The 22,816-nt window shown below is 59.4% G+C and carries 24 protein-coding genes; 11 read left to right on the forward strand and 13 right to left on the reverse strand.

Annotated elements, in window-relative coordinates; translation table 11 throughout:
• The first annotated feature begins 101 nt into the window (after nt 1-101).
• Nucleotides 102-1,796 (forward strand): ABC transporter ATP-binding protein, encoded by a 1,695-nt coding sequence (locus tag DA915_RS05480; RefSeq protein WP_107675341.1) that lies wholly within the window; start codon nt 102-104, stop codon nt 1,794-1,796.
• 67 nt (nt 1,797-1,863) lie between these two features.
• On the opposite strand, the gene DA915_RS05485 is transcribed toward DA915_RS05480, so the two are convergent.
• A complete protein-coding gene (locus DA915_RS05485) occupies nt 1,864-3,360 on the reverse strand; it encodes a replicative DNA helicase (protein ID WP_003502052.1) in 1,497 nt (498 codons plus the stop codon).
• 312 nt (nt 3,361-3,672) lie between these two features.
• Here DA915_RS05485 and DA915_RS05490 point away from each other — a divergent pair, with 312 nt between their 5' ends.
• Genes DA915_RS05490 through DA915_RS05500 form a run of 3 tightly spaced genes read left to right on the forward strand, consistent with a single transcriptional unit; the run spans nt 3,673 to nt 6,960 of the window.
• A complete protein-coding gene (locus tag DA915_RS05490) occupies nt 3,673-4,128 on the forward strand; it encodes a MarR family winged helix-turn-helix transcriptional regulator (RefSeq protein ID WP_003502054.1) in 456 nt (151 codons plus the stop codon).
• Nucleotides 4,125-5,873, forward strand: a complete 1,749-nt coding sequence (locus DA915_RS05495) for an MFS transporter (RefSeq protein WP_192886416.1) — start codon at nt 4,125-4,127, stop codon at nt 5,871-5,873. Before DA915_RS05490 ends, DA915_RS05495 begins: the two co-directional genes overlap by 4 nt.
• A 19-nt stretch (nt 5,874-5,892) precedes the next feature.
• On the forward strand, nt 5,893-6,960 hold the full coding sequence (locus DA915_RS05500; protein ID WP_107675448.1) for an HlyD family secretion protein: 1,068 nt from the start codon (nt 5,893-5,895) through the stop codon (nt 6,958-6,960).
• A gap of 114 nt (nt 6,961-7,074) precedes the next feature.
• Here DA915_RS05500 and rplI read toward each other — a convergent pair whose 3' ends face one another.
• From rplI to DA915_RS05535, 6 genes are all read right to left on the reverse strand, one after another.
• Nucleotides 7,075-7,650: a 50S ribosomal protein L9 gene (gene rplI / locus DA915_RS05505; RefSeq protein ID WP_003502059.1), complete on the reverse strand. Its 576-nt coding sequence runs from the start codon at nt 7,648-7,650 to the stop codon at nt 7,075-7,077.
• Between the two features lie 14 nt (nt 7,651-7,664).
• Complete coding sequence (locus tag DA915_RS05510) at nt 7,665-8,639, reverse strand: DUF2232 domain-containing protein (RefSeq protein WP_107675342.1); 975 nt, start codon at nt 8,637-8,639, stop codon at nt 7,665-7,667.
• A gap of 184 nt (nt 8,640-8,823) precedes the next feature.
• Nucleotides 8,824-9,072, reverse strand: a complete 249-nt coding sequence (gene rpsR / locus DA915_RS05515; protein ID WP_003502063.1) for a 30S ribosomal protein S18 — start codon at nt 9,070-9,072, stop codon at nt 8,824-8,826.
• Between the two features lie 16 nt (nt 9,073-9,088).
• Nucleotides 9,089-9,550: a 30S ribosomal protein S6 gene (rpsF, locus tag DA915_RS05520; protein WP_003502065.1), complete on the reverse strand. Its 462-nt coding sequence runs from the start codon at nt 9,548-9,550 to the stop codon at nt 9,089-9,091.
• Nucleotides 9,551-9,823: 273 nt separating this feature from the next.
• Nucleotides 9,824-10,336 carry a ClbS/DfsB family four-helix bundle protein gene (locus DA915_RS05530; protein WP_003502066.1) on the reverse strand — a complete coding sequence of 171 codons (513 nt, stop codon included), beginning with the start codon at nt 10,334-10,336 and terminating at the stop codon, nt 9,824-9,826.
• A 14-nt stretch (nt 10,337-10,350) separates the two neighbouring features.
• Nucleotides 10,351-11,394, reverse strand: coding sequence for an aldo/keto reductase (locus DA915_RS05535; RefSeq protein WP_107675343.1), 1,044 nt, complete (start codon nt 11,392-11,394; stop codon nt 10,351-10,353).
• Nucleotides 11,395-11,616: 222 nt separating this feature from the next.
• Here DA915_RS05535 and fabD point away from each other — a divergent pair, with 222 nt between their 5' ends.
• The 4 genes from fabD to fabF all read left to right on the forward strand — a co-directional run bounded on the left by fabD (nt 11,617) and on the right by fabF (nt 15,492).
• Nucleotides 11,617-12,561, forward strand: a complete 945-nt coding sequence (gene fabD / locus DA915_RS05540) for an ACP S-malonyltransferase (RefSeq protein ID WP_003502070.1) — start codon at nt 11,617-11,619, stop codon at nt 12,559-12,561.
• A gap of 98 nt (nt 12,562-12,659) precedes the next feature.
• On the forward strand, nt 12,660-13,397 hold the full coding sequence (gene fabG, locus DA915_RS05545; protein ID WP_107675344.1) for a 3-oxoacyl-[acyl-carrier-protein] reductase: 738 nt from the start codon (nt 12,660-12,662) through the stop codon (nt 13,395-13,397).
• 349 nt (nt 13,398-13,746) lie between these two features.
• A complete protein-coding gene (locus DA915_RS05550; RefSeq protein ID WP_003502080.1) occupies nt 13,747-13,983 on the forward strand; it encodes an acyl carrier protein in 237 nt (78 codons plus the stop codon).
• Nucleotides 13,984-14,229: 246 nt separating this feature from the next.
• Complete coding sequence (gene fabF, locus DA915_RS05555) at nt 14,230-15,492, forward strand: beta-ketoacyl-ACP synthase II (RefSeq protein WP_003502082.1); 1,263 nt, start codon at nt 14,230-14,232, stop codon at nt 15,490-15,492.
• On the opposite strand, the gene DA915_RS28820 is transcribed toward fabF, so the two are convergent.
• Nucleotides 15,480-15,677, reverse strand: coding sequence for a hypothetical protein (locus tag DA915_RS28820; RefSeq protein WP_192886417.1), 198 nt, complete (start codon nt 15,675-15,677; stop codon nt 15,480-15,482). The genes fabF and DA915_RS28820 overlap by 13 nt on opposite strands.
• A 144-nt stretch (nt 15,678-15,821) precedes the next feature.
• On the opposite strand from DA915_RS28820, the gene mltG reads away from it, so the two are divergent.
• From mltG to gmk, 3 genes are all read left to right on the forward strand, one after another.
• A complete protein-coding gene (gene mltG / locus DA915_RS05565) occupies nt 15,822-17,042 on the forward strand; it encodes an endolytic transglycosylase MltG (RefSeq protein ID WP_003502086.1) in 1,221 nt (406 codons plus the stop codon).
• Between the two features lie 67 nt (nt 17,043-17,109).
• Nucleotides 17,110-17,997, forward strand: coding sequence for a YicC/YloC family endoribonuclease (locus tag DA915_RS05570; RefSeq protein WP_020810362.1), 888 nt, complete (start codon nt 17,110-17,112; stop codon nt 17,995-17,997).
• A 5-nt stretch (nt 17,998-18,002) separates the two neighbouring features.
• On the forward strand, nt 18,003-18,665 hold the full coding sequence (gene gmk, locus DA915_RS05575; protein WP_003502089.1) for a guanylate kinase: 663 nt from the start codon (nt 18,003-18,005) through the stop codon (nt 18,663-18,665).
• 86 nt (nt 18,666-18,751) lie between these two features.
• Here the strand turns inward: gmk and DA915_RS05580 are convergent, their stop codons facing one another.
• The 5 genes from DA915_RS05580 to DA915_RS05600 all read right to left on the reverse strand — a co-directional run bounded on the left by DA915_RS05580 (nt 18,752) and on the right by DA915_RS05600 (nt 22,743).
• The gene (locus DA915_RS05580) at nt 18,752-19,123 is read right to left on the reverse strand and encodes a hypothetical protein (protein ID WP_060724031.1); all 372 of its coding nucleotides are present in this window, start codon (nt 19,121-19,123) and stop codon (nt 18,752-18,754) included.
• Nucleotides 19,124-19,130: 7 nt separating this feature from the next.
• Nucleotides 19,131-19,565: a hypothetical protein gene (locus DA915_RS05585; protein ID WP_223568481.1), complete on the reverse strand. Its 435-nt coding sequence runs from the start codon at nt 19,563-19,565 to the stop codon at nt 19,131-19,133.
• A gap of 351 nt (nt 19,566-19,916) precedes the next feature.
• Entirely contained in the window at nt 19,917-20,747 is an 831-nt protein-coding gene (gene rsmA, locus DA915_RS05590; RefSeq protein WP_107675345.1) for a 16S rRNA (adenine(1518)-N(6)/adenine(1519)-N(6))-dimethyltransferase RsmA, read from the reverse strand.
• Nucleotides 20,747-21,769 carry a 4-hydroxythreonine-4-phosphate dehydrogenase PdxA gene (gene pdxA / locus DA915_RS05595; protein WP_107675450.1) on the reverse strand — a complete coding sequence of 341 codons (1,023 nt, stop codon included), beginning with the start codon at nt 21,767-21,769 and terminating at the stop codon, nt 20,747-20,749. The genes rsmA and pdxA overlap by 1 nt, the downstream gene beginning before the upstream one ends.
• A 26-nt stretch (nt 21,770-21,795) precedes the next feature.
• Nucleotides 21,796-22,743 (reverse strand): peptidylprolyl isomerase, encoded by a 948-nt coding sequence (locus tag DA915_RS05600; RefSeq protein ID WP_003502094.1) that lies wholly within the window; start codon nt 22,741-22,743, stop codon nt 21,796-21,798.
• Nucleotides 22,744-22,816: the final 73 nt, after the last annotated feature.

The raw sequence follows: 22,816 nt of genomic DNA on the forward strand, positions 1-22,816 counted from the left end.
GAATGTGAACGGACGACCATAGCCCAGGCTTGAGTGAAGGCTTCCAAGCCGTTATCCAATGCCTGCCGTATCTTTCATGCAGCGCCGGGCGGGAGAGAGTGATGACAGGCAATCGTGAAGTTGCATTCGGACCGCTTTCCCGGATCTATTCCGAGGACCTGAAGACGTCATGGCCGTCTATCACTTTCTTGCTGCTGACGATCCTGCTCGGGTCTGTTCTCGCAACCGCCGGGCCGTATGTGTTTTCCCGTTTGATCGACGATCTGCCGGACGTGCCGCTGCAATGGACGCTCGGTTTCTCGCTCTACGCTGGTCTGACGGCGCTGGCGACGGGTATTCAGCGCTCCACGCAATATATGTCGGTCATCCATTCGGAGCGGCTGGAATATGTCGCGACAACGCGCTTCTTCGAGCGCATCGTCCATAAACATCCGTCGTTCTTCAACGATCACAATCCGGCGGAAATTCAGGCCGCGCAGACACGGGGAGCGTCGGCCGCCTCGGCAATCATGCAGATCGGCCTTATTTATTTCATTCCGGGCATTGCGACCTTCCTGTTCAGCACCCTGTTGCTGGGAACGGTTCTCAGTGCGGATTTGGTCGCCATCGTCATTGTTTATGGCGCGGTCTTCATCGCGCTTACGCTCGCCTCGAACCGCCTGACCACGCCATTTCTGGAGAAGGCCATTGAAGCCGGGCAGGAGAATGCCGGGTTTGTCGGCAATGCCATCGGCATGATCGAGCCTTTGCGGCATACCGGCAGTACGGCGTGGATGAAGCGTCGGTTCGCGGACAATGCGGGCTCGATTTATCGGAACTGGCGGCTCTACTCCCTGCGGCGGATCGGCTTCGTCTTCACGATTTCGCTTGCACTCGCCGTGCAGATGGTCATCGGCTTTTATCTGCTGTTGCCGCGCTATGAGACGGGAGACCTCTCGATAGGTGATATTGTTCTCTTCAACACGCTTCTGCTGCAGCTCAACATGCCTTTCGAATTGATCGGGCAGTCGATCAGCGAAGTGGTCCGATCCTTCGCCCACTTCGCGCCCTATGCCCGCATGTGGAATGCCGTAGCAGAGGATGAGCCGCCACGTGCGAGCCGGCTGCAGCTGTCGGGCAAGGTGATAGAATTCAAACATGTGGGTTTCCGTTACGAAAACGGTCGCGGCGTTGAAGGTGTTTCTTTCACCGCAGCGCCGGGACGCCTGACCTTCATCACCGGCGAGACCGGGTCCGGCAAATCGACCCTCTTCCGGCTCCTGCAGAAAACCATGGCACCGCAATCGGGTCGCATCAGCGTCGATGGCACCGATCTGACTACAATCGGCCGGGACGACTGGTTTGCCGCTGCTGGCATCGTTCCGCAGGAGGTGCAATTGCTGAACGATACCTTGCGGAGCAATATCGTCCTCGGTCGAGTGCTGGATGAGGAAAAACTTCGCCGCTCGGCCGAGCGTGCGGCCATACTCGACCGGATAGAGGCGATGCCGGAGGGTTTCGACACAATTGTCGGTGAAAGGGGCCTTAAGCTTTCCGGCGGTGAGCGCCAGCGGGTTGCGATTGCCCGTGCGCTTTATGGCGAACCATCCATCCTGTTGCTCGATGAGGCAAGCTCGGCTCTGGACGAGGAGACGGAGCGGGAAATCATGGACCAGTTAAGACGGGTCGACAGCGATATCACTATCATCGCCATTACCCACCGCCAGAGCAGCATCCGCGCCGGAGATCAGGTCATCGCCTTGCCGAGTGGGGCAATCAATGAATCGGACTCTGAAGTGTCAGTTCCAAGCCATTGAAAAACCTCGCCCCACCCTAGAACAGGACGGGGCGAGGTTTTTCAGCAATAGCCGGCGTGGCTGCGCGTCAATGCTCTTCGTACTGGCTGAAGCTCGGATCGGCGAGATCGGTAAATCGCGTGAACTCGGACTGGAAGGCGAGCTTCACCGTGCCGGTCGGTCCGTGACGCTGCTTGGCGATGATGACGTCGGCCGTGCCTTTCACCTTGTCGAACAGGGCTTCCCATTCAGTATATTTGGGATCGGAAATATCGCGCGGCTCCATGTTCTTGACGTAATATTCCTCGCGGAACACGAACAGCACCACGTCGGCGTCCTGCTCGATGGAGCCGGATTCACGAAGGTCGGAAAGCTGCGGGCGCTTGTCTTCGCGGCTTTCCACCGCACGGGAGAGCTGTGACAGCGCGATGATCGGAACGTTGAGTTCCTTGCCCAGCGCCTTGAGGCCTGTGGTGATCTGGGTGATTTCCTGCACGCGGTTTTCGCCGCTCTTGCCGGAGCCGGTCATCAGCTGAACGTAGTCCACCACCAGAACATCAAGGCCGCGCTGGCGCTTCAGGCGGCGGGCGCGGGCGGAAAGCTGGGCAATCGAGATACCACCGGTCTGGTCGATATAAAGCGGCACTTTCTGCATCATCTGGGAGCAGGCGACGAGCTTTTCGAAGTCAGCCTCGGTAATGTCACCGCGACGGATTTTCGAGGAGGACACTTCGGTCTGCTCGGAAATGATACGGGTCGCCAGCTGTTCGGACGACATTTCGAGCGAGTAGAAGCCGACGACGCCGCCGTTCTTGGCCTTGTACGACCCGTCCGGCTGCACTTCCTGCTCGTAAGATGCGGCAATGTTGTAGGCGATGTTTGTCGCGAGCGAGGTCTTGCCCATACCCGGACGACCGGCAAGCACGATAAGGTCGGAACGCTGCAGGCCGCCCATGCGGGCATCGAGCGAGTGAATGCCGGTGGAGATGCCCGAGAGGTTACCGTCGCGCTCGAAGGCCGCCCCCGCCATGTCGATCGCCAGCGCCACGGCATCGTTGAACGATTGGAAGCCGCCGTCATAACGGCCGGTTTCCGCCAGTTCGAACAGACGGCGTTCGGTGTCTTCGATCTGCGCCTGCGGCGGCATGTCGAGCGGCGCGTCATAGGCGATGTTGACGACATCCTCGCCGATCTGGATCAGTGCGCGGCGCAGCGCCAGATCATAGATCGCCCGACCGTAATCTTCCGCGTTGATGATCGATACGGCTTCGGCTGCCAGACGTGCGAGGTACTGCGCCACCGTCAGATCGCCGATCTTGTCGTCGGCGGGTAGGAAGGTCTTGATCGTCACCGGATTGGCGGTCTTGCCCATACGGATGATATCGCCCGCCACCTCGAAGATCTTGCGGTGCAGCGGCTCGTAAAGATGCACGGGCTTCAGGAAGTCCGACACGCGGTAATAGGCGTCGTTATTGACGAGGATGGCGCCGAGCAGCGCCTGTTCAGCCTCGATATTGTTCGGCGCTTCACGGTAATGCGGTTCCGCCGGTTGCGCGGGGGTGATCTTTCTCACAGCGTCGTTCATGGTTTGCGCGATCTCCCTTTGCCTTTGTCCTTAAACCTCGGGTTTGGCTTTCTGGGGCATGGCAGTCAATGATATTGTTGCAACACTCTGTGGCAGGCTGACGTCCGCTCTACGAAGCTTGATCACATCTTCAGTTGTCCCCAGCAATCCACAGGCGGGGTGGGGACAAGGTGCCGGGTTCTTCCGGCAAGGTGATTCGCTGCCATGAGTTTATCGCATGGCAGACCCGTCGTGAAAGAAACTTGAAAATCGTCAGTCTTACGAATAAATAGGCAGAAAATAAGTAGTGTGCTAATTATAAGGCTTGCTGACATGTCTCGCGAGACCGACAAGGAACAGCTTCTCGATGAAGTCTCCGCTTTCACCCGGAAACTGCGCGCGTTTTTCGACGCGCGGGTGGGGGAGAGCGGGCTGACGCTTGCGCGGGCGCGAGCGCTTTTTGCGCTCTCGCGGCGTGGACCGCTGACGCAGACCGAGCTTGCCGAGGAAATGGAAATCGAGACGCCGACGCTGGTGCGGGTGCTTGATGGCATGGAGAAGCAGAACCTCATCGAGCGCCGCTCCGATGAAACCGACCGCCGCGCCAAACGCATCCACATGACGGTGGAGGGCGAAAAAACCTCCGAGACGGTGCAGGCAATGGCAAAGTCGCTGCGCTCCGAGATTGCCGCCGACATTTCCTCGCAGGAACTGGCGACGGCGCTTGATGTCATGCGCCGGCTTTCGGCCAATCTGCAAAATCTCGCGGCCGGGAGGGTGCAATCATGAGCAACCTCGTACCGCAAACCGCTGACAAGGCCGCTTCCCAGGATGCCGAAGGAACTGCCAAACCAGCCGACCTTCCCGAAGAGGCAGTGACGCCGATGAGCGCTTCGGGCGCGGGCGAAACCGTGCCGGAACCTGCCGCTGCCGCCGCACCACAGCCGGTTGAGCGGCCGCTCTGGCTGCGGCTGTGCTTTATCTTCGCAGGCCTGTCGTTCTTCATCACGCAAGGCCTGGGCATGAACCTCGTCATGGCCAATATCTACCAGCTGCAGGGCGAGTTTTCCGCCACGGTGGCTGAGGTCGCGTGGCTTTCCGCGGCCTATATGGCGCCTTACGCCACGTTTTCCATCGCGCTGTTCAAGGTCCGGGCGCAATATGGCCTGCGACCCTTCGCCGAAGTCTCGATTATCGTGTTTGTCGTGGCTTCCTGTCTCAACCTGTTCGTGACCGACCTGCATTCGGCAATCGTCATCCGTTTTGTTAGTGGCATGGCCGCCGCGCCGATCTCGTCGCTCGGCTTTCTCTATATTCTGGAGGCCTTTCCGCCCGCCCGGAAATTCTCGCTCGGTTTCAGCATAGCGCTGACCGGCACGTTGCTGTCGGCGCCGCTCGCCCGCATCGTCTCGCCATCCCTGTTGGAAATCGACGGATGGAACGCGCTCTATTCCATGGAAGTGGGATTCGCGCTGATCGCTTTCGCCATGATCTATGTGCTGAAGGTCACCCCGCCGCCGCGCGCGAAAGTCATCGAGCGCATGGATATTCTGAGCTATCTCTTGTTTGCAGGCGGTCTCGGCTGTCTGGCGGTCATGCTCACCCTCGGCCGGTTCTACTGGTGGTTCGAAACATGGTGGCTGGGCGTCCTTCTGGCGACGTCGATCGCACTTCTGACGCTGATGGCCTTCATCGAATTGCCGCGTAAGAATCCGCTGCTCGACCTGCGCTGGATTTTCTCGAAAACCAACCTGCACATTATTGCGGTCCTGCTCGTCTACCGTGCGGTTTCCTCCGAGCAATCCTCAACGGCGGTCAGCTTTTACCAGCAGCTCGGCCTGCTGAACGACCAGACGACGACACTTTATGCGCTTGTGCTTTTGGCGACCGTTCTCGGCGGTGCGGCCTGTGCCTGGCTGATGCTGACGAAATACGTCGATACCGCCCATGTGATTGCGCTGGCGCTGATCGCCGCCGGTTCATTCATGGATAGCCAGTCCAACAATCTGACGCGGCCGGGTGAGATGTATCTCAGCCAGATGATGATCGCCTTTGGCGCGGCGATGTTCCTGCCGCCCGTCATGGCCAAGGGTTTCGCCGCCGCGCTGGCCCGGGGTGCACCCTATCTGGTGAACTTCATCACCATCTTCCTGTTCACGCAAATCACGGGTTCGATGCTGATGACGGGCCTGCTTGGCAGTTTCGTAACGCTGCGGGAGAAGTTCCACTCCAATATTCTGGTGGAAAATATCCTGCTTACCAATCCCATGGTCGCCCAGCGGGTCTCGCAGCTTTCCGGCGCTTACAGCCATGTCATCACCGATCCGGCATTGCTGAAGGCAGAGGGGCTGTCACTGCTTGGCCAGCAGGTCAGCAGGGAAGCCTATGTGCTTGCTTATAATGACACGTTCCTGCTGATTTCAGTCGTTTCCGCGCTGGCGTTGGCCGCGCTTTTGATCCACCTTGCATGGCTGCGCATCCGTCCTTTCCTTTTCCGGGAAGACATCGATGCCGCACCGGCACCACAGTCTTGAACATTCCAAGAGTGACAAAATGCTGAAGAAGTTTTTTACCCCCGTTTCCATTCTCGTGCTGCTCGGCGGTCTCGCCGGCGTGGCGCTGGTGCTTTACGCCTGGCGGCTGCCGCCGTTCCTTTCCACCGTCGAAATGACCGACAACGCCTTCGTACGGGGTTATGTCACGACGATGAGCCCGCAGGTGAGCGGTTATGTCGTGGACGTGCCGGTGAAGGATTATCAGGAAGTCAGCCAGGGCGTGCTGCTCGCGAAGATCGATGACCGCATCTACCGCCAGAAGCAGGCGCAGGCGGAAGCAACGCTCGATACCCACAAGGCCGCACTCGACAATTCCCGCCAGCAGGAAAATGCCGCCAACGCCAATATCCGCTCGAGTGAAGCGGCGGTCGACAGTGCCGAGGCGTCGCTGAAACAGGCGCAGCTCGCCTCCGACCGGCAGGATAATCTCATCAAGAGCGGCGCCGGCACCTCCAGCCTGCAAGAAGAAGCCCATGCCGGGCTTGAAAAGGCGAGGGCGTCACTCTCGCAGGCCAAGGCGGCGCTTGAGGTCTCGCGGCAGGATCTGCAGACCATCATCGTCAACCGCAGCTCGCTGCAGGCGGCCGTCGCCAATGCCGAGGCTGCCGTCGAGCTCGCCCGGATCGATCTCGCCAATACCGAAATCCACGCTCCCGTGGATGGCAGGCTCGGCGAGGTCGGCGTGCGCACTGGTCAATATGTCACCGCCGGAACACAATTGATGGCCGTTGTGCCGCACGATGTCTGGGTCATCGCCAATTTCAAGGAAACCCAGCTCGCCGGCATGCAGGTGGGCCAGCCGGTGACGATCTCCGTGGATGCGTTGCATCGACGCAAGCTGACCGGCCATGTGGAACGGTTTTCGCCCGCGACGGGTTCGGAATTCGCCGTCATCAAGCCTGACAATGCGACGGGTAATTTCGTGAAGATCGCCCAGCGTCTCGGCGTGCGGATTGCGATCGATGCGGATCAGCCGCTTGCGGCGGAGCTTTCGCCGGGCATGTCGGTGGTGGTGCATGTGGATAAGAGCAAGGCGCCTGAGGGGGCGGAGACGGCGGCGAAGTAGTTGGGCGTAGAGGCTGCGGATAGCGGGCACCCCCCCTCTCTCCACACATTCCATGCAAACAAAAAACCCCGGATGTCGCCATCCGGGGTTTTCCTTTGACCTTTAAGCCAAATCTTATTCGTCGTCGCCGTCGCGATCAGCTTCCGGATCGAAGAAGTCTTCCGGACGCAGTGCGTCTTCGTCAACGCCGTAGATGGCGTCAGCGGAGGTGAGGCTTTCGCCCTTGGCCTGACGTTCTGCTTCTTCAGCCGAACGGGCAACGTTCAGCTCAACCTGCAGCTCGACTTCGGCATGCAGGTGCAGGGTGACGTTGTGCAGGCCGATGGTCTTGATCGGCGTGTTCAGTTCAACCTGGTTGCGGCCGATGTTGAAGCCTTCGGCAGCCAGGATTTCAACGACGTCACGAGCAGCGACAGAGCCGTAGAGCTGGCCGGTTTCGCCAGCCGAACGGACGACGATGAAGGACTTGCCTTCGAGTGCTTCGGCAACCTTCTGGGCTTCCGACTTGCGCTCGAGGTTACGGGCTTCGAGCGTTGCGCGCTCGGTTTCGAAACGTGCCTTGTTGGTGGCGTTGGCGCGCAGCGCCTTGCCCTGCGGCAGCAGGAAGTTACGGGCGTAGCCGTCGCGAACCTTTACGGTTTCGCCCATCTGGCCGAGCTTGTTGATGCGTTCGAGAAGAATGACGTCCATCTTCTTGATCCTTTCTATGGTTTGGTTTCGTTCGAATTGTCGGTTTTCCGCGCCGGTGTAAGAGAGATCGTGCTGCGCACGTCGCTCAGGCCGAACACGAGAATGATGAACAGCGGAAAGACAAAGACCGCCGAAAGATATGCGAGAATGAGAACCGGCAGCCGCCAGTCCTTGCCGCGGGCGCGCTTGTGCAACGAGGCGTAACCCGCCATCAGGAAGCCCGCGCCGAAGGTGCCGCAGATGACTGCGCCGACCATGGCCGCGACGCCGCCGAGGAAGATGGCGACGATGCCGGCGAGGAAGATGAAGATGGCGTTGCGGTGCATGCGCAGCGCAGAGGCAATGTCCTCGCGCGGGCGCAGACCCTTGCCGAAGGTGCCGACCACTCGCGTCGCGAAATAATAGGCGGCAAACAGCAGGATGACCCAGAGACCGCCCTGAACGATCGGCAGCAGAAGTACAAACAGGGACTTCGTCCGCGCCAGTGCCTCGACATTGGGTTCGAACAACGGTTCGCTGTTCTGAACCGAGGTCATAATCATGTCGATCATACGCGTGACGAGATCGGGACCGTAACCGATCATCCAGCCGAGAATGACGACGGCGACGGAAACCAGAATGCACAGATGCAGGACGATGCCGGAAAGCGGATACCAGGCAAGCAGATCATCCGGGCCGCCGAGTTCGGAGGCCGGGCGCGCCAGATTGGCGAGGTGCGAAAGCCAGCCCGCCGGGATCAGCGTGAAGATCGCAATGGTCAGCGCAAAAAGCGGCGACATGACTAGCGCGCCGATGAGGGCGGTGGTGATGATCGCGATAATGGCGGCGCGGTTGCCCCAGCCCATGCCGGCGATGAAGATCGGCATGGCGGAACCGGCATAAAGCAGGAAGGACAGAGACGACTGTGCCGTTGCGCCAAGCGTCAGAAACGCGGCGCATATGCCGGCGAGAACGCCGGAGATCAGCACTGTCTGGTTCAACTTCTGCACTTCGCTGTCCTGCTGAAACTTAAGCAGTTAGAGGATCGCTCCTGAGAGCCTCATCCCCAACATGGGTTTTTAGAGTATCGATCCGCGCCCAACGCGGAAGGATTATAATTTTCGACCCGCTGATTAAGAGTCAGCTGCTCGAGAAAAACGAGGCTGCGATAAACCGCAGCCTCGCTTTAATTCATTACGCTACAACGTAGGGCAGCAGGCCGAGGAAGCGGGCGCGCTTGATCGCCTGGGCGAGTTCGCGCTGCTTCTTCTGGGAAACGGCCGTGATGCGGGACGGAACGATCTTGCCGCGCTCGGAAATGTAGCGCTGCAGGAGACGTACGTCCTTGTAGTCGATCTTCGGAGCGTTGGCGCCGGAGAAGGGGCACGTCTTGCGACGGCGGTGGAACGGGCGGCGTGCCTGGGAAGAGGATGCGTCAGCCATTGGTCAAAACTCCTTCTTATGCACGGTCTTCGCGCGGACGGCGCGGACGGTCTTCACGGTCGCCGAAGCCACCTTCGCGCGGTGCGCGGGGACCACGATCTTCACGCGGGCCACGGTCCGGACGGTCGCCGTCACGGCGCGGACGGTCGTCGCGATCGCGCTTCTGCATCATCGCGGACGGGCCTTCTTCGTGGGCTTCGACGGCGATGGTCATGTAGCGAAGAACGTCTTCGTTGATGCGCATCTGGCGCTCGACTTCATGGATGGCGGCCGCCGGAGCGTCGATGTCCATGAGAGCGTAGTGAGCCTTGCGGTTCTTCTTGATGCGGTAGGTGAGGGACTTCAGACCCCAGTTCTCGACGCGTCCGACTTTACCGCCGAACGATTCGATAACGCCCTTGTACTGCTCGACAAGTGCGTCGACCTGCTGGGCAGAAATATCCTGCCGGGCAAGGAAGATGTGTTCGTAAAGAGCCATTTAAGCTTTGCCTTTCTTGCGTTTCGTCCTCCACCCGGCAACGGCGCTAAGCCTCAACGACTGCTCCTGAAAAGGCGTGAAGGCCTTAAAGCAAGAAAAGCGTTGTTCGAGACGGTCGAGAGCGGAGACACGGGAGGCCGGAAAAACCTTATGGTTCCTGCTGTTCCGTTGCCGGAACCAGCCCTCCGTTCAGCCACCAGCCAATTGGACCGGGTGTTGTGAACAGCGCGCTTATACGGATTTTTCCGCAGAAAACAACCCCGCACCGCAAAATCAGGCTATTCCTCTGGCTTTCTTCCATTTTCGCAGCCGTCCGCGGGCGTTAACGTAGGGCGAGGACGTGTTGAACTGGATCATACGGCCAAGCGACCATTTGCCGTACCAGCCGGGGGCGTAAAGCTGATGCGGATCATATGTGTTGATGGCGTCGATGATCCGTCTTTTCACACTGTCCAGTCGCTCCTGCCGTTCGGCGAAAGACAGGGAGACGTAGTCGCCATAGAATTTCTGCGCCAAGGCTCCCAGCGCATTCCACTTATAGCCTGTTTCGGGAAAATCCGGTTCACGACCTTCGGCACGAAGGGATATCCACTTCAGCACCAGCTCTCCCCAGCCAATCAGATAGGCGACGAGGTCGTTGACGCTCATCAGCGTACCGGCTGCATGGCCGTCCATGTCCCTCGTCCCGGCAAGGTCCACCGGGACTGTTTCCAATTCGCGCATCAGCTTTTCAAAACTGCTTTCGATTGCAGTTCGCAGTTCCGTTGCGCTTTCGGGGACGGCCATGGCAACCAGCTACCTCAGATCGCCATCGGATATTGCCGATGGATCGCGGCAATACCCGTCAGCACCTCTTCTGACAGCGTCACATCCGCCGCTGCGATATCCACCTTCAACTGCTCCATCGTCGTCGCGCCGATGATGGCCGAGGCCATGAAGGGGCGTGTCAGGCAGAAGGCGATGGCGAGTTGGGCCGGATCGATCCCATGCTCGGCGGCAAGCTTTAGATAGGCCTTGACCGGCGCTTCCTGCAGCGGCTGCAACCGGCCGCCGAGATCCTTGTTGATGGAGGCGCGTGATCCCGCCGGGCGCGCGCCGTTCTGGTATTTGCCGGTCAGCAGACCCGCCGCAAGCGGCGAATAGGCGAGCAGGCCGACATCTTCGTGATGGGCGACTTCCGCCATGTCGAGATCGAAGCTGCGGTACAGCAGGTTATATTCGTTCTGAATGGTGGCGACGCGCGGCAGGCCGTTCGCTTCCGCGATGTCGATATATTTCTGCGTGCCCCAGGCGCTTTCGTTGGAGAGGCCAATGGCGCGGATCTTGCCGGCCTTCACCAGTTCTCCGAGCGTCTCCAGCTTTTCGGTGATTTCGGCAAGCGTGCGCTTCTTGTCCTGACCGGAGGCGTCGAAGCCCCATGCGCCACGGAAATGGTAGGTGCCGCGATTCGGCCAGTGAACCTGGTAGAGGTCGATGTAGTCGGTCTTCAGCCGCTTGAGGCTGGTATCCACCGCCTCGCGGATGGCGGCGGAGTCGATATCGCGGCCGCCGCGAATATAATCTCGCCCGGAGCCGGCGACCTTGGTGGCGAGCACGACCTGATCGCGCCTGCCGGTCTTTTCGAACCAGCTGCCGATATATTCCTCGGTCCGGCCCTGCGTTTCGGCGGAAACGGGGGTGGTGGGATAAAGCTCGGCCGTATCGAAGAAATTGACGCCGTTTTCGATGGCATAGTCCATCTGCTGATGGGCTTCTGCTTCGGTGTTCTGCGTGCCCCACGTCATGGTGCCGAGGCAGATTTCGGACACGGAGATGCCCGTGCGTCCCAGTAGATTCTGTTTCATGGAGAGGTCCCGGTGCTTTGACGAGTTTTGGAAGGTGGGGTGAAAGTAATGGGGATTTGCCGCAGTGCAAGAAAAAATATGATGAAAAGAAAGGGGAAAACAGGTCGGCAAAATCCCTGACAAAGGCCTGCCATAGGGCTTCAAGCCTTGACTTCGCTGGCGGGAATGTGAATGGAAGTCCGAAAGAATAAAGGCAAGGCCAGACAAGAAGGACGACATCCCATGGGTATTGCATTCACATTTCCCGGTCAGGGAAGCCAGGCCGTCGGCATGGGCAAGGAGCTGGCGGATACCTATCCGGAAGCGCGCGCCGTGTTTCAGGAGGTCGACGAGGCGCTCGACCAGAAGCTTTCCGATATCATGTGGAACGGCCCGGAAGAGACGCTGACGCTGACGGCCAATGCCCAGCCGGCGCTGATGGCCGTGTCCATGGCGGTCATGCGGGTTCTCGAAGCGCGCGGCTTCAAACTGTCCGATACGGTTTCTTATGTAGCCGGCCATTCGCTCGGCGAATATTCGGCGCTCTGTGCCGCCGGCACCTTCTCGGTTGCCGATACCGCCCGTCTTCTGCGTATCCGCGGCAATGCCATGCAGGCCGCCGTGCCGGTCGGCGAGGGCGCGATGGCTGCGATCATCGGACTGGAGCATGATGCGGTGTCCGCAATCTGCGAGGAAGCCGGCATCCTCGGTGTCTGCCAAATCGCTAATGACAATGGCGGTGGCCAGCTGGTTATTTCCGGCGGCAAGGCTGCCGTTGAAAAGGCGGCGGCGATCGCTTCCGAAAAGGGCGCCAAGCGCGCCATCATGCTGCCGGTCTCGGCACCCTTCCACTCCGCACTGATGGCGCCGGCGGCGGAAGCCATGCGCGAGGCGCTGGCCAAGGTCGAAAAACACAACCCGGTCGTGCCCGTTGTCGCCAATGTGCGCGCCACACCCGTTTCCGATGCCAATGAGATCGCCGCTTTGCTGGTCGAGCAGGTAACGGGCCAGGTGCGCTGGCGCGAGACGGTGGAATGGTTCGCCGCCAACAATGTCACGCAGCTGTATGAGATCGGTTCCGGCAAGGTGCTGACGGGCCTTGCCCGCCGCATCGACAAGACGGTGAACGGCGTTGCCGTCAACGGCGCTGCCGATATCGACCAGCTTCTCGCCACTCTTATCGGCTGAGACGGGCTTCGCCCCGTAACGGCCTTTTGTTTTACGATAATTCCCGATGCAATTCCGTTAAAAGGCTTTGCGGAGTTGCTCTAAAGAAGGAACGGAACATGTTAGATCTGACAGGCCGCAAGGCTCTCGTAACCGGCGCGACCGGCGGCATCGGCGAAGAAATCGCCCGCCTTCTCCACAGCCAGGGCGCAACCGTCGGCCTGCACGGCACCCGCGTTGAAAAGCTTGAAGCGCTGGCGGCGGAACTTGGCGACCGCGTCAAGATTTTCCCGGCTAACCTTGCCGACCGAGCCGAGGTAAAGGCGCTCGGCGAAAAGGCCGAAGCCGAGCTGGAAGGCGTGGATATCCTCGTCAACAATGCCGGCATCACCAAGGACGGCCTCTTCGTGCGCATGAGCGACGAGGACTGGGATAACGTCATCGAAGTGAACCTGACGGCGATGTTCCGCCTGACGCGCGAGCTGACACATCCGATGATGCGCCGCCGTTTCGGCCGCATCATCAACATCACCTCCATCGTCGGTGTCACCGGCAATCCTGGCCAGGCCAACTACTGCGCCTCCAAGGCCGGCATGATCGGTTTTTCGAAGTCGCTGGCGCAGGAAATCGCCACCCGCAACGTCACCGTCAACTGCGTGGCGCCCGGCTTCATCGAAAGCGCCATGACCGACAAGCTGAACGACAAGCAGAAAGACGCCATTATGGGCGCCATTCCGATGAAGCGCATGGGAACCGGTGCGGAAGTCGCATCGGCCGTTCTTTACCTGGCTTCCAATGAGGCAGGTTACATGACTGGCCAGACCCTGCACGTCAATGGCGGCATGGCGATGATCTGACGGCGCATGAGGCCGTCATGAAAAGGATTGCGGCGCTGTTTAAGCACCTTCTTGGGTAGCTGGCGCCGCAAGCCCCGCCGACTGGTTTTCGGCGAAATAGCCTGTCATACGCTGTGCTTAGCGCGTTTTCAGGCTTTTCGACCGATTGAAACCATGTTAAGCGGGCCAAGACTGTGAACAGTCGTCCCGGAGAGACAGGAAGCCGTTGCGATTTTGCGTGACGATGTCTAGCTTGGACCGGGTTGAACGGGTTTGCCAGCAGTGCCGGATTTGAACGGCGCATGAGGGCTTCTAACAGGGCAGGGTGCCGTAAGGCATTCCCTTCAAAATAAAGGTCGAGGAAACCGACATGAGCGATATCGCAGAACGCGTAAAGAAAATTGTAATTGATCATCTTGGCGTTGACGCCGACAAGGTTGTTGAAGGCGCTAGCTTCATTGACGATCTGGGCGCTGATTCGCTCGATACCGTTGAACTGGTCATGGCTTTCGAAGAAGAATTCGGCGTCGAAATTCCCGACGACGCAGCTGACTCGATCCTGACTGTCGGCGACGCCGTAAAGTTCATCGAGAAGGCCCAGGCCTGATCGACCTTCATGGGGGAGGTGCAATATCCTCCCGTCCTTGGCCCGGCTCGTCCGGGCCAATGTTTTATAGGCAGACGGTACATGCCCCAGGCGGCGCGTGTTCCGGGCGATGCATGAGGTCACGGGCCGGAAACGGCGCCCGCAGCCATCATGCTGACATTTGAAATACTGCAACATCGAATGAACATCCCTGATGTCCGGCGTTGCATGAAGACCGATGATTTGGATAAGGGCGGAGCGTTGGCGATGAGGCGTGTCGTTATCACCGGTACCGGCATGGTATCTCCTCTTGGATGTGGGACGGAAGTGACCTGGGAACGGCTTTTGGCCGGCCATAACGGCGCCCGTCTCGTGACTGAATTCGAAGTCGAAGACCTTCCGGCAAAGATCGCCTGCCGTATTCCCGTAGGCGATGGTTCCAACGGCACCTTCAATGCCGATGACTGGATGGAACCCAAGGAACAGCGCAAGATCGATCCTTTCATCCTGTACGGCATGGCTGCCGCCGACATGGCGCTTGCCGACGCGGACTGGCACCCGGAAACGGACGAGGACCAGATCGCCACCGGCGTTATGATCGGCTCCGGCATCGGCGGCCTGGAAGGTATTGTCGAGGCGGGCTATACCCTGCGCGACAAGGGCCCGCGGCGCATTTCTCCCTTCTTCATTCCCGGCCGTCTGATCAACCTCGTATCCGGCCAGGTTTCCATCCGCCACAAGCTGCGCGGACCGAACCATGCGGTGGTGACGGCCTGCTCGACCGGTGCGCACGCCATTGGCGATGCCGCCCGTCTGATCGCACTCGGCGATGCAGACGTCATGGTCGCCGGTGGCGCTGAATCGCCGGTCTGCCGCATCGCGCTTGCCGGCTTCGCCGCCTGCAAAGCGCTTTCAACCCAGCATAATGACGATCCGCAGAAGGCCTCGCGCCCCTATGACCGTGACCGCGACGGTTTCGTCATGGGTGAAGGTGCGGGCATCGTCGTTCTGGAAGAGCTGGAACACGCCAAGGCGCGCGGCGCGAAGATTTATGCCGAAGTCGTCGGTTACGGCCTTTCCGGTGATGCCTATCACATCACCGCTCCGTCCGAGGATGGTGAAGGCGCCTATCGCTGCATGTCGATGGCGCTGAAGCGCGCCGGCCTGACGCCTGATGATATCGATTACATCAACGCCCATGGTACTTCCACCATGGCGGATACGATCGAGCTCGGCGCGGTCGAACGGCTCGTCGGCGAATCGGCCGCGAAGATTTCGATGTCTTCCACCAAGTCGGCCACCGGCCATCTTCTTGGTGCGGCGGGCGCTATCGAGGCAATCTTCGCCACGCTTGCGATCCGCGACAACATCGTTCCGCCGACGCTGAACCTCGACAATCCCGATGTCGAGACGAAGATCGACCTGGTGCCGCACAAGGCGCGCAAGCGGCAGGTCAACGTGGCGCTTTCGAATTCCTTCGGTTTCGGCGGTACCAACGCCTCCCTCGTGCTGCGTCGTTACGAAGCATAATCCCCGGCGGCGGCTCTGCCGCCGCGCTGGCGCCCTCCCACCGGGTGCTGACGAAGGCCGTTCTTTCCTTTGAAGAACGCATTGAGGCTTGCGAAAGTCATTCCGGTTTTCGCGCCGATATTGTAGTCGTTTATGAAGCGTTTGCCGGTTCGGGGTGATTTCTGGCCGCAGGCTGCTTCCTCCATCGGCTTTGTCCGAAACGATGTTCGTGAAGCGGAAAGATATGCTTCACGATATCTCCATGTGGTGCAGGAAGGCATTCCGAACCTGTTTTTGCCGCATTACCTGCGCAAAAAGCGCTGACAACGCCGAACTGAAAAGGACCGACGGTGAGCGACACGAACCAGAACAGCCAGGGACCATACGGACAGAACGGCGCGGGCGAAGGCAATCGCGGCCCGATCATTCCGAAATCCCCGACGGAAGCCTTGCGGCCGGAAAAAGTACCGGCGCCGCCCAAGCGCTCCCGCAAGGCCCATGGCCAGCTTGTAATCTTTCTGAATTTTCTGATGACGCTTGCAGTCGCGGTCTGTGTGCTGGCCATTGCCGCTTTCTATTACATGATCAATGCGTTCCAGGAGCCCGGTCCGCTTCAGACGAACACCCATTTCACGGTGCGCAATGGTGCCGGCATCATCGAGATCGCCAATAATCTCGAGCGCAACGACGTCGTCTCCAACGCCCGCGTCTTCCGTCTGATGACCGGCAGCTACCTGCAAAAGGACCAGACGCTGAAGGCTGGCGAATACGAGATCAAGGCCGGTGCGTCGATGAAGGACATCATGATGTTGCTGGAGTCCGGCAAATCGATCCTTTATTCCGTGTCGCTGCCGGAAGGCCTGACCGTGAAGCAGATGTTCGCGCGCCTTGGAGCAGACGAAGTGCTGGACGGCGAATTGCCCTCGGCCCTGCCGCCGGAAGGCAGCCTGCGCCCCGATACCTATCGCTTTACCCGCGGCACCAAGCGCGAAGAAATCATCAACCAGATGAGTGCGGCGCAGGACAAGCTGATCGACATGATCTGGGAGCGGCGCGATCCTGACCTGCCGATCAAGACCATCGAGGAATTTGTCACGCTTGCCTCGATCGTCGAGAAGGAAACCGGCAAGGATGACGAGCGCGCCCATGTTGCTTCCGTTTTCTACAACCGTCTGAAGAAGGGCATGCGCCTGCAATCCGACCCGACGATCATCTACGGTCTGTTCGGTGGCGATGGCAAACCGTCCGATCGCCCGATCTACCAGTCTGACCTGCAGAAGCAGACGCCGTTCAACACCTATGTCATCAAGGGCCTGCCGCCGTCTCCAATCGCCAATCCGGGCCGGGCGGCGCTTGAGGCCGTTGCCAATCCCTGGCGCACGGATGACCTTTATTTCGTTGCCGATGGCACCGGCGGCCACGTCTTTGCCAAGACGCTGGAAGAGCACAACGCCAATGTGCGCCGCTGGCGCAAGATCGAGGCTGAGAAGGCTGCTTCCGGCGCCAATCCCGATGTTGTCGTGGATGGTCAGCCGGGCGGGGCCGAGGCGGAAAAACCCGCCAACAACTGATAATCTCGACCGGGCCCTGTGATCCACAGGGCCCGGTTTTGTACGGCATGACGGGGGGCTTCCAGATATGACATTGCAATCGATGACCGGCTTTGCGCGCAGCGAAGGAACCTCCGGCCGTTACCGCTGGGCGTGGGAATTGCGGTCCGTGAACGGCAAGGGGCTCGATGTACGCCTGCGTCTGCCGACCGGTCTTGAAGCGCTGGAAACCGCCTTGCGGGAAATCGCGGGCGAGCATCTTTCCCGCGGCAATATTCAGGCTGGGCTTACGCTCGCCATTGCGGAAAACCGGCTTGAGGCCGTGATCAACCGCGATGCGCTCGCTGCGGTTCTGGCACTTAAGAAGGAGCTTGGTGATGTCGTTGAAGACAAGCCGCTGAGCTTCGATACGTTGCTTACACTGCGGGGTCTCGTCGATTTTCGCGAGGCGGAAGACGATGCGGAAGCGCAGGCCACACGTAATAGCGATGTGCTGGCCGGTTTTGCGGTTGCCGTCGAGAAGCTGAAGGACATGCGCGAGCGGGAAGGGGCGTCGCTGTTCGCCATCCTGTCCGGCCATATCAACCGCATAGAGCAGCTTGTGGACATCATCGAGAATGATCCGTCCCGTCAGCCGGAACAGATCGCGGCAAGACTTGCCCAGCAGATATCGCTTATCGGCGATGGCCTGCACGGGCTCGACCGCGACCGCCTGCATGCCGAGGCGGCGCTGATTGCCACCAAGGCGGATTTGCGCGAAGAGATCGACCGGTTGCACGCCCATGTTCAGGCTTCCCGGGAACTGCTGACCAATGGCGGCCCTGTGGGCCGCAAGCTCGATTTTCTTGCACAGGAATTTAACCGCGAGTCGAATACAATCTGTTCCAAATCGAATGCGAGTGCGGTAACCGCAGCAGGCATAGAGCTGAAAGTGGTGATCGACCAGTTTCGCGAACAGGTCCAAAATCTGGAGTAGACCCCATGGTCCCGGTGAATAATTCTCCCGTCACGATTGCCCGCCGAGGGCTGATGCTGGTGATTTCTTCGCCATCGGGCGCGGGCAAATCCACGATTGCCCGCAACCTGCTCGACAAGGACAAGAATATCGGCCTGTCCGTCAGCGTTACGACGCGCCCGCGCCGCCAGAGCGAGATTGACGGTATCCACTACCATTTCATTTCCAAGCGCGATTTCGAGCGTCTGCGGGACAGCGATGCGCTGCTGGAATGGGCGGAAGTTCACGGCAATTTCTACGGCACGCCGCGCGGGCCGGTGGAAGATGCCATGGCCGCCGGTCGCGATATGCTGTTCGATATCGACTGGCAGGGCGCCGAGCAGCTGCAGGACAAGATGAAAGCCGACGTCGTTTCGATCTTCATCCTGCCGCCGACCATGACCGAACTTCAATCGCGCCTGCATCGCCGCGCCGAAGACACCGAAGAGGTCATCAAGACCCGGCTCCTCAATTCCCGTGCCGAAATCGAGCACTGGCGCGATTATGACTATGTCATCCTCAACGACGACCTGCAGGCCGCCTTCGAGGCCGTCGAAGCAATCGTGAAGGCCGAACGCGTCCGCCGTGACCGCCGCCACGGCATGTTCGATTTCGTGCGGGCGCTGCTTGAGGAAGAGCCGAAGCTTTAAGCGCTTCCGGTAAGCTAACTCATCCGCCGGGATGGGAAGAACCCATCGCCCGGGCAGTATGGGATAATTTGTTAGGCCTGTTCCAGTTAGCTGCGCCCAAAAGCAAGATCGAAGCCCGTCAGGTTTCTGATTGCAGCACCGATCACACCAAAAACCGCGTTCAGAACTGTCTGGACGGTCTCGTAAACGAGGAACTCAGAATAAAGCAGCACGCTGCTGAGGGCCAGTTCCTGTGTGTGCATGGCCATATCCGCGTGCTCTCTGGAAATCGTACCGTTCTTGAGGCCTGCCTGCGTTAGCCATGCCTTTTGCGCAATCGACTTAATATGAACGGCAATTTCATTTTTGACTTCATTGAAGTGCGAAATGAGAACCGCTGAAACCTGCTGCAGAATGCCCTTATAGAGTTCCGACGCATCTTTCGGTTCAAATTTATCCAGATCTAGTGCCTTTGCCATGTGAACCTCACTTCAACCGGGCTTCAAACAACTTCGGAACGCTACAGGCTTCCTTCGTGGCGAATGTGGACGCGGTCTCAACGTTAAAGGGTGCTTTTCGATGAGCAGCCAACTGTGTCATCAGCGCTTCCTGGCAGATCAGCAGTGCTTTGTGAATAATCTGGGCGGGTCTACCGGAAACGCGGTTGCGAAGGTAAGTTGCGCGGCCTTCGGCAATATAAATTGCCGAACGTACATTTGATACTGCGTCGACGTATATGCCTTCGACCTTGGAGAACGGTGTTTTATCTTCGTAAACAGCAGATACTGCGGCATCAATCTTATCGATATCGTTGTTTAGCGCCTCAACGTGCTTCATCAGCGCTTCATCGAAAGTAGGTGTCACGCTAACACATGAGGAAAGCGTGAATAGCGAGATGGCCAAAACATAACTTATCTTCACGCGATCCCCCTGATATTTGAAACTGTGAAGTGGAAAATGTACAATAGGAATGGATATATAATTTACAGTTGTATGTTTGGAGTCAAGCACTGGTTGTGATCGGGCTTGGTGATTGTGGTCTGGATCATGTCACTCAAGGTGAAAAGCGGAAAATTTCCCAAATAGGCAGCGCTTTTCATAAGGTTTCTTCCGAACCAGCCACGTTAACAGAGGTGGTCGTGTCACCGGTTTCCCGTGGCGCGTGATCGTCGAAAATTCATCATCGGAAATTTATAGGTCGCGCCACAGATCAAGTTCTGTCGCGGACCTGAAGGGAACCCGTGTCGTCAAGCTTTCGTGTCTGGTCCAGCCTTAGAGGCAGTTCGCCAACGTCACGAATTCCTCCACCGACAGCGTTTCCGCTCGCCGCGTGGGATCGATGCCCGCTTTTTCCAGCAGGGTTTCACCGCCAAGGCTTTTCACGCTCTGGCGCAGCATCTTGCGGCGCTGGCCGAAGGCGGCTTCCGTGACCTTTTCAAGCTTGGCAACATCGCAGGGCAATGGCTTGTCCTTCGGCAGCAGGTGCACGACGGTGGAGGTCACTTTTGGCGGCGGGCTGAAGGCCTGTGGCGGGACGTCGAAGGCCATTTCCGCGACCGTGCGCCAGCCGGCGAGAACGCCCAGACGCCCATAATGATTGTCGCCTTCTTCCGCCACGATGCGCTGGCCGACTTCCTTCTGGAACATCAGTGTCATGGAAAGCCAGAAGGGTGGCCATTGTTTCGGCAAAAGCCAGTTGACCAGCAATTGCGTGCCGACATTGTAGGGCAGGTTGGCGATGATGCGCACCGGTTCACCGGCGGGAGCCAGAGCCTCGAAATCGGTATGGAGGGCGTCGCCCTCGATGACCTCGAGCCGTCCGGGATAATGCGCCTCGATTTCCGCCAGCGCCGGCAGGCAGCGGCTGTCGCGTTCGACGGCGATGATCTTTTTCGCCCCGAGCGAGAGAATGGCGCGGGTGAGGCCGCCGGGACCGGGACCGACCTCGATCACCGTCACGCCGTCGAGCGGCCCTGCCGTTCTGGCAATCTTCTGGGTGAGGTTGAGGTCGAACAGGAAGTTCTGACCGAGCGATTTCTTCGCGTCGAGCCCGTGGCGCTGGATGACATCGCGCAGTGGTGGCAGTCCGTCGATGGCCGCCATTATGCGCCAACCCGGCTGCGGGTGGAAATTTCCGCCGCCATCTTCAGTGCCGCGACAAGGCTCGCTTCATTGGCAATGCCCTGGCCTGCAATGCCGAAGGCAGTGCCATGGTCTGGCGAGGTGCGGATGAAGGGTAGCCCAAGCGTGACATTGACGGAATCGTCAAAGCCGAGCGCCTTGGCGGGGATCAGCGCCTGATCATGATACATGCACACCGCCACGTCATACCGCTTGCGGGCAGCATCGTGGAACATGGTGTCGGCGGGCAGGGGGCCGAAGGCATCGATCCCGTCCTTCCGCAACCGCATGGTCGCCGGGTGAACGATATCGCGATCCTCGGTGCCGAGTGCGCCATCTTCACCCGCATGTGGGTTGAGGCCGGCAACCGCCAGACGCGGCGCCTCGATGCCGAATTTTTGCCGGAGATCGGCATCGATGATCCGGCAGGTCGTGACGATCAGTTCTTCCGTCAGGGCTGCCGGCACGTCTTTCACGGGGATGTGGATCGTCACCGGGACGACACGGACCTTGGGTCCGGCAATCATCATGACAGGCGTCACCTGTTCGCCGGTCTGGCGCAAGGCGAGATCGGCCAGAAACTCCGTATGACCGGGGAAGCCGAAGCCCGCCTCGTATAGCACCGATTTCGCGATCGGATTGGTGACAACGGCCGCAGCCTTGCCCTCGACCGTCAGGGAAACGGCGGTCTCGATGGCCTTGATCGTGGCATGGGCCGCGCCGACATGCGGCTGGCCCGCCTGCACTTCGAAGCCGACAGGAAGCGGGAGGATGGGGAAAGCGCGTTCGAACAGGCCGACGGCATTCTCCGCATCGCAGGTCTCGATATTGACCGGAATGCCGATCAGCGCTGCACGGCTCGCCACCACATCGGGGTCGCCGATGAAGATGAAGGGCGGCACGCCGCTCTCCCGGCGCTTTGCCCAGGCGGTGATGGCGATGTCGGGGCCGATACCGGCTGGATCTCCCTGTGTCAGGGCAAGCGGCAGGGATGCATATGTCACGGAAAGACCCGGCTCTTGTATCAATATCAGGTGTTGACGATCTGCGCCTTCTTGCGCAACTCATCCATATATTTCTTTTCGTTCGGGTTTTCGCCGTCCTTGGCCTTCATCAGGTCTTCGGACTTGAACACCATTTCCGCCGCATAGTCGTCGGAAACCTGACGCTGCTTGCAGATGGCCAGATATTCGACGCCCTTTTCGGTCACGCGCGTTCCGGTGGTGCCGCCTTCCTTGGTCTTTTCCACCAAAGCTTTCCAGTCTTCCGGAAGTTCGGGGGCCAGAATGCGGCCGAGGTCCTTGATCGCCACGTCGCGCATGGTCGCGGCGAAGCTCATGGCCTGGTCGCAGCCGGGGTAACGCTTGCGCGAGGCTTCAGCCTCAGCCTTGCGCTTGCCGGTAATGGCGTTGCGTTTCGATTCCGGGATGACGAAAATGACCTGCTGCAGGAAATATTCCGTGGTGACGGGCTTGTCGCCGCGTTCCTTCAGGCGGGTCACGAGATCCTGCGTCGACATCTTGCCGCGGGCGCCATAACGGGCGTTGACAAGACGCGGCCAGCTCATCTGAATGGCGATGAAGGACTTGAAATGGTCGGCGCCGACACCCGCCTGCGACAGCACCTTCGTCAGTTGCTGCGGGGTCATCTTGTTGTTGCCGGCAAAGCGTGCGAAGGCCGCATCGACATCGTCGGTGCTGACCGACATTTTCACGCGGCCGATTTCTTCGCGCTTCAGCGCCTCATCGACAAGCTGCTCACGTGCTTTTTCATTGAGGTTACCGGACTGGCGCTGCAGCTTCAGGAAGGCGACGCGCTTGGCGATATCGTCATTGGTGATGGGGGTCTTGTTGACGACAATCTTGACGGTGCTGTCGGCGAAGGCCTGGCCGGCATAGGGCACAATGGCCATGGGAACGGCGAATATCGCAAAGGCGAAAGCAGCGCCACGCAAAGCCGTCTTTCCGAAATTCATCATATCCTTCTCCCTTTCGTCGGGCAGGGTCCTGTTGCCCTGTCCCGCCAATCTGTTTTGTCTGATGAGGGGATCA

The organism is Agrobacterium sp. LAD9 (assembly GCF_003031125.1).
Lineage (GTDB): Bacteria > Pseudomonadota > Alphaproteobacteria > Rhizobiales > Rhizobiaceae > Agrobacterium > Agrobacterium radiobacter.